Consider the following 12599-nt stretch of genomic DNA (forward strand, 5'->3'; position numbering starts at 1 on the left):
TCCGGCTGTTAAGCTAGAGGGCTTAGCAATACGATTCTTACGAACTTCTTTACGCCAACTTGAACCACAAAAAGCTTTTCATTCAAGGCATCAACACTTCTGGCAAACCATTTCGGCCCAGTGATTGGGCGGAGCGTCTTTGCGGGGTAATGGCTACGTTTCGCCCTCCAGGAGATTCTGGAGACCCTCGCTTCACTTATTCGCCCTATGTCAGACCAGTGCTAATTGCAAAAGTGAAATGCGTTGTTATCGATACTAGACTAGGTGACCTCGATCCAAGAGCGCTCGACTTTGTCATGAACTTTGCCAAAGACAACAGTCTACCGATTGAAGAGGCCTGTGAGTTTGAACCCAAACCCCAAACCCAGTCCTAAAAACAAAAACCCGCTCTGATAAGGAGCGGGCTTAGGTCGAAATGATGATTCGACCAGCCTAAAACTTTTACTGAATTACGCTGCCATCGCCTTGATAGCTGCAGATAAACGTGACTTTTGACGTGCTGCAGTATTTTTGTGAGCAATCTTTTTGTCAGCAATCTTGTCGATAGTTGCTTGAGTTGCTGCGAACACTTTCGCTGCAGCAGCTTTATCACCAGTATCGATCGCCTTACGCACTGCCTTGATGGAAGTACGAAGCTTTGAACGCAAGCTGGAATTGTGCTCGTTCTGTTTTACTGCCTGGCGTGCGCGCTTACGCGCTTGTGCTGTATTGGCCATCTTTAAACCTTGCCTCTATAAATTGCAAAATGCGATTAGTTAAAAATCTCGCGGACTTGCCAGATTCATAAGCAAGCTCGCCAAAACCCAAGATTTTACCTGAAAGGGGCAAAAAAGCCCAGTCCACCCATAAATAGGTGAAAATCGGCTCATGAACCTGCTTTCTACCGCCGCCAAGGTTAGTTCCCTGACCATGCTTTCCCGTATTACGGGGCTGCTGCGGGAGACCCTGATCGCACGTAGTTTTGGGGCCTCAGAGTGGACAGACGCGTTTAATGTGGCTTTTAGGCTACCGAATTTGCTGCGCCGGCTTTTTGCCGAAGGGGCCTTTTCCCAGGCTTTTGTACCCATTTTGGGGGAAATCTCCACAAATGAGGACCAAAATAAGGCCAAAATCCTCATTAATGCGGTCGCTACGCTCTTATTTTGGGCCTTGTTGCTGACGGTACTCCTGGGAGTCATCGGCGCCCCCTTGCTCATTTTGGTGATTGCTACAGGCTTTTCCGGTGGACCAGCCTATGACGCCAGCGTTGTCATGACCCAAATCATGTTTCCCTACATTGGGCTCATTTCCATGGTCTCTCTGTCCGCTGGGATTTTAAATACCTATCATCGCTTTGCGATTCCCGCTTTTACCCCTGTTTTACTCAACCTGGCTTTAATCGGTAGCGCCCTCTTTTTGGCGCCCCACATAGAGCAACCCATTTATGCATTAAGCATTGGCGTTCTGTTGGGCGGCGTTTTGCAATTAGCCATTCAAATTCCGGCGCTTGCTCGTCTTGGTCTTTTACCGCGCATTGGTTTATTGCCTGGTGCCATCAAAGCAGCAATCAGCAATCCTGATGCTCGGCGCGTTCTCAAGCTAATGGGGCCAGCAGTCTTTGCTGTATCGGTTGCGCAAATCTCTTTAATCATCAACACCAATATCGCATCGCGCTTACAAGCGGGTAGCGTCTCTTGGCTCTCTTATGCCGATCGTTTAATGGAGTTCCCAACTGCCCTACTTGGAGTTGCATTGGGTACAGTGTTGCTACCCAGTTTGAGTAAAGCCAATGCCAAAAATGACTTAACGCATGCAGGCGAATTACTCATTTGGGGATTACAACTTACCTTCTTGCTTGCAGCACCTGCCGCCATTGCACTCTTTATTTTTGGCGAGCCCTTAGCTGCTGTTTTGTATCACTATGGAAAATTTAATGCGCTGGATGTCTTAATGACGCAACGTGCCTTAGCAGCCTATGGCGTTGGTCTGATAGGCCTAATCCTCGTCAAGATTTTGGCGCCCGGGTTTTATTCCCGCCAAGACATTCGGACTCCAGTGAAGATTGGCTTGTTCGTGCTGGTAGCTACGCAGCTGGCTAACCTGGTATTCGTGCCCTGGCTTGGTCATGCCGGCCTGGCTCTATCAGTTGGCGCTGGCGCCTGTCTGAATGCTGCCCTGCTCTGGGTTGGGCTGCATAAACGGGGCGCACTCCCAAGCGCCTCCTGGGCAAAGTATTTGGGACAACTCTTGCTGGCTTTAATTCCCTTTGCGGCAGTGCTTTTTTATGCGGCAAATGCGCATAACTGGATCACCCTCCAGGCCGAACCCTGGATCCGCATTGGTCTATTGGCGATGTGGCTGGCTGCCGCAGCCTTGGTTTACTTTGGCGCCCTCGCTTTAGTCGGAATTCGCTGGCAAAAATTCTTGCGTCATGCAAAATAGAATGTATGCCAACACAACAACTCGACTATTTCACTTCATTAGTTGCTGAAGACGAACACTTTCCATTAACGGAAGCTGCCATCGCGGTAGCACAACATGCCTATCCAGATTTAGATGTGCAAGGTGTACTCGATCACCTCGATGAGTTAGGCAATAAATTAAAAACACGCATTACGCCAGATACTGCGCCGATGCAACGCTTACAAATTCTGAAGCACTTCTTTTATTCCGAGTTAGGCTTTGGTCCAAACCCGAATGATTTCTACGCACCCGAAAATTCGTATTTGCACTATGTGCTCGAAAATCGCAGAGGTATTCCTATCTCACTAGCGATTTTGATGATCGAGCTAGGCCAGCAAATTGGTTTGAAGATTCGTGGTGTGTCATTCCCCAATCACTTCATGATGCGTATTTCATTACAACAGGGTGAAATCATCATGGATCCGTTGACTGGTGATTCACTTTCGAAGAATCAATTACAAGAGATGTTGGACCCCTACCTTGACGCCAAAGGCTATCGCGGTGAGCTCAGTCTTCCTCTTAACGTCTTCCTGCGGGCCTCTAGTCCAAGAGAGATCTTGTCGCGCTTCCTCAGAAACCTCAAAATGATCTACTCCGAGCATGAGCGCTGGGAGCGCTTACTGGGCATTCAAGAGCGCTTGGTCATTTTATTGCCCGATTCGGTTGAGGAAATTAGAGATCGCGGCTTGATCTTTGCGCAACTAGAGTATTTACGCCCTGCTATAGCCGATATGCATCGCTATCTCAGTGAAGCGCCTGAAGCGGAAGACGCTAGCGACATTCGCGAACACATTGCCACTTTAGAAAGTCAAACCAAGCTGCACTAAGTTAATGATTCAGTTTTGTTTGACTTGATTTAATTTTTCTTGCGTTGAAAAATTTTATAGAGCGCAGCTAAAACGGCTGGTATCGCTGCTGCACCAATACCCACTAGTACTATCACATTTAAGTTTTGACGTATCACTGGAATATTTCCAAAGAAATATCCTGCAATCACCAAGCCAAAGACCCAGAGCACAGCGCCAGTGATATTGAATAACTGAAAGCGTGAGAAATTCATTTCCGAGACACCAGCAACAAAGGGTGCGAAGGTTCTGATGATGGGTAAAAAGCGTGCAACGATGATGGTTTTGCCGCCATGCTTTTCATAAAAAGCATGGGTCTTGAGTAAAGCGCCTTGGTCAATCCAGCGTGATTGACTACTAAATACTTTCTTACCAATCCAACGGCCAATGAAGTAGTTCACTGTATTGCCAGCTATTGCTGCAATCAACAAACCAATACACAAAGTCCAAATGTTGAAGTGCTCGGTTGCACAGTAAGCACCCGCAATAAACAAAAGAGAATCCCCTGGGAGGAAGGGGGCGATAACCAGGCCAGTTTCTGCAAACACAATCGCAAACAGCAAGCCATATGCCCAAGGACCATATTGCGAGATCACAACATCCAAATGACGATCAATATGTAGCAATAAATCGCTTAATTGCAAAAGGGTATCAATCAACTTGCACTCCAAAGATAGGTTTGATGCGGATATTAACAGGCTCTTATAATGGATCATGCAATCTGAACCCTACATTCAGCCTATGCAGTCATCAGAAGTCAATCCCATACTCTGTATTGTGGGGCCTACTGGTGCAGGCAAAACCTATCTCGCCATGTCTTTAGCTGAACATGCTAAATCGATTGGCCTGACCATCGAACTCATCAGTATGGACTCTGCATTAGTCTATCGCGGCCTTGATATTGGCAGTGCCAAACCTAGCAAAGCAGAACAAGCTGCAGTGATTCATCACCTGATCGATATCCTGGAGCCGATAGAGGTTTATTCCGCAGCTCGATTTGCCAAAGATGCAAAACGACTTTGTGAAGAAATTCGTAATAGAGGCAATATTCCGGTAGTAGTTGGTGGAACCATGCTGTATTGGAGAGCTTGGGCGCATGGCCTTTCTACTTTACCAACAGCAAATCCTGAGATTCGTTCCCGCATAGACGAGGAAGGCAAGACTCTAGGTTGGCCCGCGATGCACACCAAGTTGGCCAAGGTAGACCCGGAAACTGCTGCTCGCCTAAAGCCCAATGATTCACAACGAGTGCAGCGTGCGCTAGAGGTATTTGAAATTACTGGCAAACCGATGTCGGCATTGCTCGCAGATTCACCTAGCGAAGATGGCAGAGAAGGATCGGCGATTCCTGCCTGGATTCATCTAGTATCCCTAGAACCAAGTGATCGCAAACGCTTGCATCAAAATTTAGAAAAACGGTTTGACGAAATGTTGCTTGCAGGATTTTTAGATGAAGTCAAAGCTCTACGAAATAATTCTGCGTTACATGCGGATCTGCCAGCCATTCGGTCGGTCGGTTATCGACAGGCTTGGGAATATCTCAACGGAGAAATCGACGCTGAGCAAATGCGCTACAAAGCATTAGCAGCAACCAGGCAACTTGGAAAGCGCCAACTGACATGGCTCAGAGCCATCGCCGGCAGAAGCACCTTCGACCCCTTTAAACCAGCAGAGCTTAAGGCCGCATTGGATTACTGCAAAAGTCATTTGAAGAAGTAGGTTTGCAGCGATCGTTTAGATCACAATCGTTTGTGGTGCACCCTGAGGGCGCTCAAGCACTTCACCAACTGTCCAAGCTTTTAAGCCATGTGCAGTTAATGATTTGATTGCAGCATCCGCTTGGGCTGGAGCAACAATCACCACCATACCAATACCGCAGTTAAATACTCGCACCATCTCCGCATCAGCCACCCCGCCCTTCATCTGTAACCAGCGAAAGAGTTCTGGCATTTGCCAACTGTCACGATGTAAAACTGCTTGCGTATTTTCTGGCAAGACACGTGGCACGTTATCCACTAAGCCGCCACCCGTGATGTGCGCCATCCCTTTGACATCAATCTCAGAAATTAATTTCAGAAGCGGCTTCACATAAATTTCAGTCGGCGCCATCACCACATCGCCTAATGAGCGACCACCTAAATCATCAGTAGGTTTTGCACCAGCACGTTCAATAATTTTGCGTACCAAAGAATAACCATTGGAATGAGCGCCGCTGGAACCAATTGCCAACACCACATCTCCTGGAACAATGGTATTTCCTGTAATAATTTTAGATTTCTCAACTGCACCTACTGCAAAACCAGCCAAGTCATATTCACCTGGAGGGTACATGCCTGGCATTTCTGCAGTCTCACCACCGATCAATGCGCAGCCAGATAATTCACAGCCTGTGGCAATGCCACCAACGACAGTAGCTGCTGTATCTACCGTCAGCTTGCCGCAAGCAAAATAATCCAAGAAGAAGAGTGGTTCAGCGCCTTGGACCAAAATATCATTGACGCTCATCGCCACCAAGTCCTGGCCGATCGTATCGTGACGATTCCATTCAAATGCCAAGCGTAGCTTTGTACCCACACCATCGGTACCGGATACCAAAACAGGCTCTTTATAGCGCTTAGGCACCTCAAATAAAGCACCAAAACCACCAATTCCGGCCAAAACACCTTCCCGCATAGTCTTTTTAGCCAAAGGCTTGATCCGGTCTACCAAGGCATCGCCAGCATCAATATCAACGCCCGCATCACGGTAAGAAAGGCCTTTTGAGGAAGAGTGAGTAGGTGAAGTCATGTCTGAGCTGGAATATTAGTAAAAATTGCTACTGGGTCAGTAGAATCATTGAATTCTAGAGGATTACTAGTAATGGCTGAAATTTTTACCCCTTTTCTGACTGCATTCATTCTGGCATATGCCTTAAGACCCCTTTGCCTGTGGATGGAAAGGCGTCACCTTCCTAGGGCCTTAGCTGCAGCATTGGCCATGCTCATTGGTTTGAGCCTGGTTTTCTTTATTTTTGGTCTGTTGATTAGTCTTCTGAAATTCGAAATTCCCTTAATTAAGGCGCAGCTCCCAGAATGGATTGCCAATACCCAAGCCTGGCTTGGGCCTAAGTTGACTGAGCTTCATATCAATATTGATTGGGGGAACCTCAAAACCAGTGTTACCCAAAAAATCACTGAGCACATTAACGATAACGCTGACACTCTCATTAGCAACACACTGGATACCGTATTGGTATCTGGCAGCTCGGTTATCGCAGGCTTTGTAAATGGCGTATTAATTATTTTTGTGATGTTTTATTTGCTGATCGATTGGGATCATTTTTTCAGCCTTCTCAAAAATACCGTTCCACTCCGCGCGCAAGAAACCGTCCATCACTTAGCGATGCATACCGATGGCTTACTTTCACAATATCTGCGTGGCATGTTGATTGTGATTTCCATCATGACTATTTTCTATGGAGTGGGCTTGAGCATAGTCGGAATAAAGGGTGCCGTTGCGCTAGGTGTCTTTACTGCCCTCATGATTGTGATTCCTTACATTGGGATCGCCCTTGGTTTAACTCTGGCAATTCTTTCTGCGCTCTTGCAATTCGGCCTTGGCGCCCAACTTATTGGGGTGCTCCTTGTGTTTGGGCTTGGGCAATTTTTAGAAGGGTTCTTCTTAACGCCACGCCTAGTTGGTGAGCGCATTGGGCTACACCCTGTTGGAGTGGTATTTGCCTTGCTGCTCTTTGGAAAACTCTTTGGCTTCTTTGGCGTCCTATTGGCTTTACCAATCAGCGCAGTGAGCTTGGTGCTAGTGCAATACCTTTGGTCTGTTTATACGCAAAGCTCTTGGTATCAAAAATAATTTCGCTTGAATGAATACGCCCTCGCTTCCAAGACAATTCGCTTTAGACATCAGTCACACACCCAAAGCAAGTCTCGACAATTATCTGCCTAGCCAAGACCTCGCTCTTCTGTCGACACTACAAACACTTTGTAGCTCTTGGAAAGAATCATCCGAATCATCCGAATCAATACCAAACAATCCTCTGAATCACCGCTGGATGTATTGGTGGGGACCTGAGGGCTCTGGTCGCACGCATTTGCTCACAGCAATGACGAGTGCAGCTGATGATGCCGGCCTTGAATCTTTCTCTCTCAATCCGAATGAGCCAATCTCTTGGGTGCGCCTTGAGGAAAAATTGCCAAGCCTCACCCAAAGTAATGCCCCTTCAGTTATCACCATAGACGATGTGGATCGTTTAGATGAGCGTTTAGTTGGAGCACTCTTTCGCATACTGAACGAGGTGCAAGCCAGTAAGAATATTCACATCTTCATGGCTGGCAACGAGGCCCCTGCCAACCTGACGCTCCGGGAAGACCTCAGGACACGCCTAGGATGGGGTTTGGTCTACCAAACCCAACTTTTAGACGATGATGAGAAAATACAAGCCTTAGAGCAAGCAGCCAAAGCTCGAGGACTAGTTCTATCCCCAGACGTATTGCCATGGTTGTTAAACCGTTTTTATCGCGATATGCCCAATTTGATGGCCCTCATGGATGCTTTGGACGCCTATTCATTAGAAACAAAACGTGCTGTAACCTTGCCACTAGTACGCGAGCTCTTGCAGCCTAAATAATTTATTCAATATTCCATTTGTGACCCAGCTAGCCCTTTTCGATTTAGATCACACCTTACTACCCTGCGATAGCGATTATGAGTGGGGTCAATTTTTAGCGCGTATTGGCGTTGTCGACAGTGCAGACTATGCGCACCAAAATGATCGCTTCTATCAAAACTACAAAGATGGCACGCTTGATATTCATGAATTTCTACGCTTTGCTTTAAAGCCTCTGTCTCAGCACTCCCGTGCACAATTAAAAGAATGGCACGACCAATTCATGGAAGAAGTGATTCATGGGCAGCTGCGTCAAAAAGCAATTGATTTGGTAAAGCAGCATCAAGATGCTGGAGACTTGTGTTGCGTTGTCACTGCAACCAATAGCTTTGTTACCCGTCCGATTGTTGAAAGCTTTGGGATTGAACACCTCATTGCTACAGAGCCAGCAACCAGCAGTGAGAGCCCTTTAGCGAATTTCACAGGCGAAGTGAAAGGTATTCCAAATTTTCGTGAAGGCAAAATTCAGAATGTGCAGGATTGGCTGGCAAAACAGAAGCTTGCCTTGGGCGCATTGCCGCGGAGTTATTTCTACTCTGACTCCATGAACGACTTACCCTTAATGGAGCAAGTCAGCCATCCAGTTGCCACCAATCCAGATGATCGCCTTCGTAGTGAAGCTCAAAAGCGCAACTGGCCTATTCTTGAGCTGTTTGCATGATTACTAAATTCATTAACCGTATTTTGCGTCGTGACCCCATGGTCAAGCATACGCATGCGAACAATACGGGAGCACCAAAGCGTATCCCCAAAAAATCACATCGCATCGATCCACACTTGCTTTCTAAAAATGCTGTCAAAGTAACCCAAACTTTGCAGCAAGCTGGTTATGAGGCTTTCATTGTGGGCGGCGCCGTGCGCGATCTCGTCTTGGGGATTGGCCCCAAAGATTTTGATGTCGCTACTAATGCCACGCCCGATCAAGTACAAAGATTGTTTCGCAAAGCCCGCCTTATCGGGCGTCGTTTTCAGATTGTGCATGTGACTTTCTTTGGCAAAGGCCATCCCGAAATTATTGAGGTTTCTACCTTTAGAGCCTTACTAGATAACGCTGGTGACCATGTGGCAGAAAGTGGTCGCATTTTGCGCGACAACGTTTGGGGCTCACAAGGCGAAGATGCTGCACGCCGTGATTTCACTATCAATGCAATGTATTACGACCCGTCCACCGAGACTGTCTTGGACTATCACGGCGGCATGGTAGACATGCAAAAGAAAACCTTGCGCATGATCGGTGACCCCGCAAAGCGTTATCGCGAAGACCCAGTACGTATGCTCAGAGCAATCCGCTTTGCTGCTAAAACGGGGTTTGCTTTGGATGCCGATACGCGCGCACCAATTGCTAAGTTAGGCAAGCTATTACAAGACGTACCATCAGCAAGACTCTTTGATGAAATTCTCAAGCTCTTAATGTCAGGTTATTCTTGGGCGGCCATTCAGGGCCTCAGAGATGCTGGCCTGCATCATGGCCTGTTGCCGCTCCTAGATCACATTCTCGATAGCAGCGAATCCTCTAAAGGAGCCAATGATTTTGTCAAGCTTGCCCTAGCTAATACCGATCAACGCATTCAATCGGGCAAGAGTGTTTCGGCAGGATTCTTATTTGCCACCTTACTCTGGCCAGATCTCTTACAGAACTGGAAAGCGAATATCGCCAAAGGGATGGCCAACATCCCCGCACTGCATGATGCGATGGACGACACTATTGCCACCCAAAGCAGTGGCATGACGATTCAACGGCGCTTTGAAAGCGATATGCGGGAAATCTGGTCCATGCAGCCTCGCTTTGAAAAGCGGGTTGGACGCTACCCATACCGGCTCATCGAATCGCCCCGTTTTAGGGCAGGCTATGACTTCATGCTGCTACGTTGTGCAACTGGGGAGCAAAACCCAGCCATAGGAGACTGGTGGACTAACTTCATTGCGACCGACCCTGCAGGGCAAGAAGATTTGATGGCTAGTGCCAAAAATGAATCCGGCTTAAGCGCAAGCTCCCCAGCCAAAAGACGGCGGCGCAGAAAACCCAAAGCAGCCATCGCACCAGAACCTTTAGCAGACTAAGCAGACTTAGAGAAATTTCAGTAAAGTAGTTTCATCTCTAGTTTGGAATCGTATGGCACGAGCTTTTATCGGATTTGGTGGCAATATCGGTGATACCCGTCAACTGATCACTGACGCAATCGTCTGCCTTGCGCAACGCTCAGAATTACATGTTCTGGCTAAGAGTTGCTTTTATCAAAGCGCGCCGGTTGAAGCTACTGGCGGTGACTACATCAATGCCGTGATTGAAATCGAGACGCAGTTAAGCCCCTACGGTCTTTTGCATGTTTGCCAAGCCATTGAATTAGAATTTGGCAGAGAGCGTCCTTATGCCAATGCGCCGCGTACTCTTGATTTAGATATTTTGTCTTTTGAGGGCGTTATTCAAAATGAGACTGAGCTCATACTCCCTCATCCAAAAATTATTGAGCGCTCATTTGTTCTTCTCCCCTTGCTAGAAATTGCACCCGACTTCTTTTTACCGAATGTTGGCGAACTCAAGGCTTACCTTCCCAAGGTGGCGCATCAAAAAATCGAAAAACTCACCTGCCGCAACTGCCATTGCGGGGGAAAAGACGTTTATAGCCAAACGGCCCATTAATTCATTAAACTCTCGCCATGGGTTACTTACAGGGCGACAAGCCAATCTCCATTACTAAGCTCTTGGCAATGCATGCCGAGCAAGAAAAAATCACGATGCTGACTGCATATGATTCGACGATGTCTGCATTGTTGAATCGCTGCGGGGTTGAAGTCATCTTGATTGGCGACTCTTTGGGTAATGTGATTCAAGGTCACTCTAGCACTACACCCGTCACGGTTGAGCAAATGGCTTATCACACTGAGTGTGTGGCGCGTGCCAATACCCATGCATTTTTAATTGCTGATTTACCATTTGCTAGCTACGGCGATCCAGTGCAGGCTTTAGATGCTGCAGCAGATCTCATGCGCGCCGGTGCTGATATGGTCAAGCTGGAAGGCGGAGATTGGCAAGTAGAGATCATTCAATACCTAGTTGAGCGTAGCGTTCCTGTTTGCGCCCACCTCGGATTACTGCCTCAATCGGTTCATGTCTTGGGCGGCTATAAGGTGCAAGGCAAATCAAAAGATGCCGCAACCCTCATGTTGGAACAAGCCATTGCGTGCCAAGAAGCCGGTGCTCAAATGGTCGTACTAGAAGCCATTCCTTCATCACTGGGTGAAAAAATTACAGCTGAACTACATATCCCGACGATCGGCATTGGTGCCGGTCTTGATTGCTCAGGTCAAGTATTGGTATTGCAAGATATGCTGGGCATCAGCCCAGGCAAGCCTCCTAAGTTCGTGAAGAACTTTATGGAAGGCCAGCATTCGATTGAAGCTGCTATTAAAGCCTATGTACGGGAAGTGAAGTCCGGAAAATTTCCCGGACCCGAGCATAGCTTTGCTGGCTAATTAACTAAAGAAACTCTTAACACCATCAAACCAGCCTTTTTGCTGCGGGCTATGCTTATCCCCGGCAGATTTTAGACTGTCGTCAAACTGTTGCAGTAATTTCTTTTGCTCATCAGTCAACTTCACTGGCGTCTCTACCAAGACATGTACGAACAGATCGCCAACCAGTGCTGAACGTAGCCCTTTTATACCTTTGTTCCGTAAACGGAATGTTTTACCGGTCTGCGTACCTTCAGGAATCGGAAATTCGACGCGACCTGATAAGGTTGGCACTTCAATCTCGCCACCAATAGTTGCTATCGCAAAAGAGATTGGCATCTGCACATGCAAGTCACTACCGTCACGCTCAAATACTGGATGTGGCTTCACTCGCACTTCTACATAGAGATCTCCAGAGGGGCCACCATTAATACCGGGCTCCCCATTACCAACCGAACGAACACGCATGCCATCATCAATACCCGCAGGGATTTTGATTTCAAGTGTTTTTTGTTCTTTGTGTTTGCCTGTGCCATGACAAGTCTTGCAAGGCTTCGGAATATATTCGCCAGTGCCGCGACACTTTGGACAGGTTTGCTGCATCGAGAAGAAGCCTTGCTGCACACGGACTTGACCATGACCATCACAGGTAGAACACTTCTCCGCTTTGGAGCCAGGCTCAGCACCAGTGCCGTGACATGGTTTGCAGTTACTCCAACTAGGCACCCGAATCTGGGTGGTATGCCCCTCAGCAGCTTGCTCAAGACTAATGTCCATGTTGTAGCGTAAGTCAGCACCTTTGTAGACCTGTGGACCAGCCTGACGACCGCCACCTTGACCAAAGATATCTCCAAAAATATCTCCAAAAGCATCTGAGAAGCCACCGCCAGCAAAACCGCCACCCCCAAAACCCCCACCACCCATAGATGGATCTACACCAGCATGGCCGTACTGATCGTATGCAGCGCGCTTGTTGGGATCGGTCAGCGTTTCGTACGCCTCCTTTACTTCTTTAAATTGGGCTTCAGCCGTTTTACTATCGGGGTTGCGATCAGGGTGATACTTCATTGCCATTTTGCGATAGGCTTTTTTGAGCTCTTCATCGCTAGCACCTTTTGCTACACCAAGCACTTCATAAAAATCGCGTTTACTTTTAGGCACGGCCTATTCCTCTCTACAACCTGAATGACACAAGT

The 12599-nt window shown here is 47.6% G+C and carries 14 protein-coding genes; 10 read left to right on the top strand and 4 right to left on the bottom strand.

The window, feature by feature from the left end; all coding sequences use genetic code 11:
• Positions 1–59: 59 nt before the first annotated feature.
• Positions 60–374 (top strand): DUF3579 domain-containing protein, encoded by a 315-nt coding sequence (locus AOC29_RS09440; RefSeq protein WP_215295739.1) that lies wholly within the window; start codon positions 60–62, stop codon positions 372–374.
• Between the two features lie 75 nt (positions 375–449).
• Here the strand turns inward: AOC29_RS09440 and rpsT are convergent, their stop codons facing one another.
• Positions 450–716: a 30S ribosomal protein S20 gene (gene rpsT / locus AOC29_RS09445; protein WP_068949332.1), complete on the bottom strand. Its 267-nt coding sequence runs from the start codon at positions 714–716 to the stop codon at positions 450–452.
• Between the two features lie 151 nt (positions 717–867).
• Here rpsT and murJ point away from each other — a divergent pair, with 151 nt between their 5' ends.
• Complete coding sequence (gene murJ, locus AOC29_RS09450) at positions 868–2421, top strand: murein biosynthesis integral membrane protein MurJ (RefSeq protein ID WP_215295740.1); 1554 nt, start codon at positions 868–870, stop codon at positions 2419–2421.
• A 5-nt stretch (positions 2422–2426) separates the two neighbouring features.
• Positions 2427–3269, top strand: a complete 843-nt coding sequence (locus AOC29_RS09455) for a SirB1 family protein (RefSeq protein WP_215295741.1) — start codon at positions 2427–2429, stop codon at positions 3267–3269.
• Positions 3270–3298: 29 nt separating this feature from the next.
• On the opposite strand, the gene AOC29_RS09460 is transcribed toward AOC29_RS09455, so the two are convergent.
• Positions 3299–3943 (bottom strand): DedA family protein, encoded by a 645-nt coding sequence (locus AOC29_RS09460; protein WP_215297495.1) that lies wholly within the window; start codon positions 3941–3943, stop codon positions 3299–3301.
• A 58-nt stretch (positions 3944–4001) separates the two neighbouring features.
• On the opposite strand from AOC29_RS09460, the gene miaA reads away from it, so the two are divergent.
• The gene (miaA, locus tag AOC29_RS09465; protein WP_215295742.1) at positions 4002–5006 is read left to right on the top strand and encodes a tRNA (adenosine(37)-N6)-dimethylallyltransferase MiaA; all 1005 of its coding nucleotides are present in this window, start codon (positions 4002–4004) and stop codon (positions 5004–5006) included.
• Positions 5007–5021: 15 nt separating this feature from the next.
• On the opposite strand, the gene purM is transcribed toward miaA, so the two are convergent.
• Positions 5022–6074, bottom strand: a complete 1053-nt coding sequence (gene purM / locus AOC29_RS09470) for a phosphoribosylformylglycinamidine cyclo-ligase (RefSeq protein WP_215295743.1) — start codon at positions 6072–6074, stop codon at positions 5022–5024.
• 72 nt (positions 6075–6146) lie between these two features.
• Between purM and AOC29_RS09475 the strand changes: the two genes are divergently transcribed.
• From AOC29_RS09475 to panB, 6 genes are read left to right on the top strand one after another with little or no spacing between them, the layout of a single operon-like run.
• Positions 6147–7136 carry an AI-2E family transporter gene (locus AOC29_RS09475; RefSeq protein ID WP_215295744.1) on the top strand — a complete coding sequence of 330 codons (990 nt, stop codon included), beginning with the start codon at positions 6147–6149 and terminating at the stop codon, positions 7134–7136.
• A 10-nt stretch (positions 7137–7146) separates the two neighbouring features.
• Entirely contained in the window at positions 7147–7911 is a 765-nt protein-coding gene (gene hda / locus AOC29_RS09480) for a DnaA regulatory inactivator Hda (protein WP_215295745.1), read from the top strand.
• 19 nt (positions 7912–7930) lie between these two features.
• A complete protein-coding gene (locus tag AOC29_RS09485) occupies positions 7931–8611 on the top strand; it encodes an HAD family phosphatase (protein WP_215295746.1) in 681 nt (226 codons plus the stop codon).
• On the top strand, positions 8608–10011 hold the full coding sequence (pcnB, locus tag AOC29_RS09490; protein ID WP_215295747.1) for a polynucleotide adenylyltransferase PcnB: 1404 nt from the start codon (positions 8608–8610) through the stop codon (positions 10009–10011). The genes AOC29_RS09485 and pcnB overlap by 4 nt, the downstream gene beginning before the upstream one ends.
• Positions 10012–10063: 52 nt before the next feature.
• Entirely contained in the window at positions 10064–10591 is a 528-nt protein-coding gene (folK, locus tag AOC29_RS09495; protein WP_215295748.1) for a 2-amino-4-hydroxy-6-hydroxymethyldihydropteridine diphosphokinase, read from the top strand.
• Positions 10592–10608: 17 nt separating this feature from the next.
• Positions 10609–11424, top strand: a complete 816-nt coding sequence (gene panB / locus AOC29_RS09500; protein ID WP_215295749.1) for a 3-methyl-2-oxobutanoate hydroxymethyltransferase — start codon at positions 10609–10611, stop codon at positions 11422–11424.
• Here panB and dnaJ read toward each other — a convergent pair whose 3' ends face one another.
• The gene (dnaJ, locus tag AOC29_RS09505; RefSeq protein WP_215295750.1) at positions 11425–12564 is read right to left on the bottom strand and encodes a molecular chaperone DnaJ; all 1140 of its coding nucleotides are present in this window, start codon (positions 12562–12564) and stop codon (positions 11425–11427) included.
• Between the last annotated feature and the right edge of the window lie 35 nt (positions 12565–12599).

Source organism: Polynucleobacter sp. JS-JIR-5-A7 (genome assembly GCF_018687935.1).
Lineage (GTDB): Bacteria > Pseudomonadota > Gammaproteobacteria > Burkholderiales > Burkholderiaceae > Polynucleobacter.

Bases quoted from the DNA above. Each gene is read 5' to 3' on its own strand.
- rpsT (WP_068949332.1), bottom strand. From the start codon at position 716: ATGGCCAATACAGCACAAGCGCGTAAGCGCGCACGCCAGGCAGTAAAA.
- murJ (WP_215295740.1), top strand. From the start codon at position 868: ATGAACCTGCTTTCTACCGCCGCCAAGGTTAGTTCCCTGACCATGCTT.
- AOC29_RS09455 (WP_215295741.1), top strand. From the start codon at position 2,427: ATGCCAACACAACAACTCGACTATTTCACTTCATTAGTTGCTGAAGAC.
- miaA (WP_215295742.1), top strand. From the start codon at position 4,002: ATGCAATCTGAACCCTACATTCAGCCTATGCAGTCATCAGAAGTCAAT.
- purM (WP_215295743.1), bottom strand. From the start codon at position 6,074: ATGACTTCACCTACTCACTCTTCCTCAAAAGGCCTTTCTTACCGTGAT.
- AOC29_RS09475 (WP_215295744.1), top strand. From the start codon at position 6,147: ATGGCTGAAATTTTTACCCCTTTTCTGACTGCATTCATTCTGGCATAT.
- hda (WP_215295745.1), top strand. From the start codon at position 7,147: ATGAATACGCCCTCGCTTCCAAGACAATTCGCTTTAGACATCAGTCAC.
- pcnB (WP_215295747.1), top strand. From the start codon at position 8,608: ATGATTACTAAATTCATTAACCGTATTTTGCGTCGTGACCCCATGGTC.
- folK (WP_215295748.1), top strand. From the start codon at position 10,064: ATGGCACGAGCTTTTATCGGATTTGGTGGCAATATCGGTGATACCCGT.
- panB (WP_215295749.1), top strand. From the start codon at position 10,609: ATGGGTTACTTACAGGGCGACAAGCCAATCTCCATTACTAAGCTCTTG.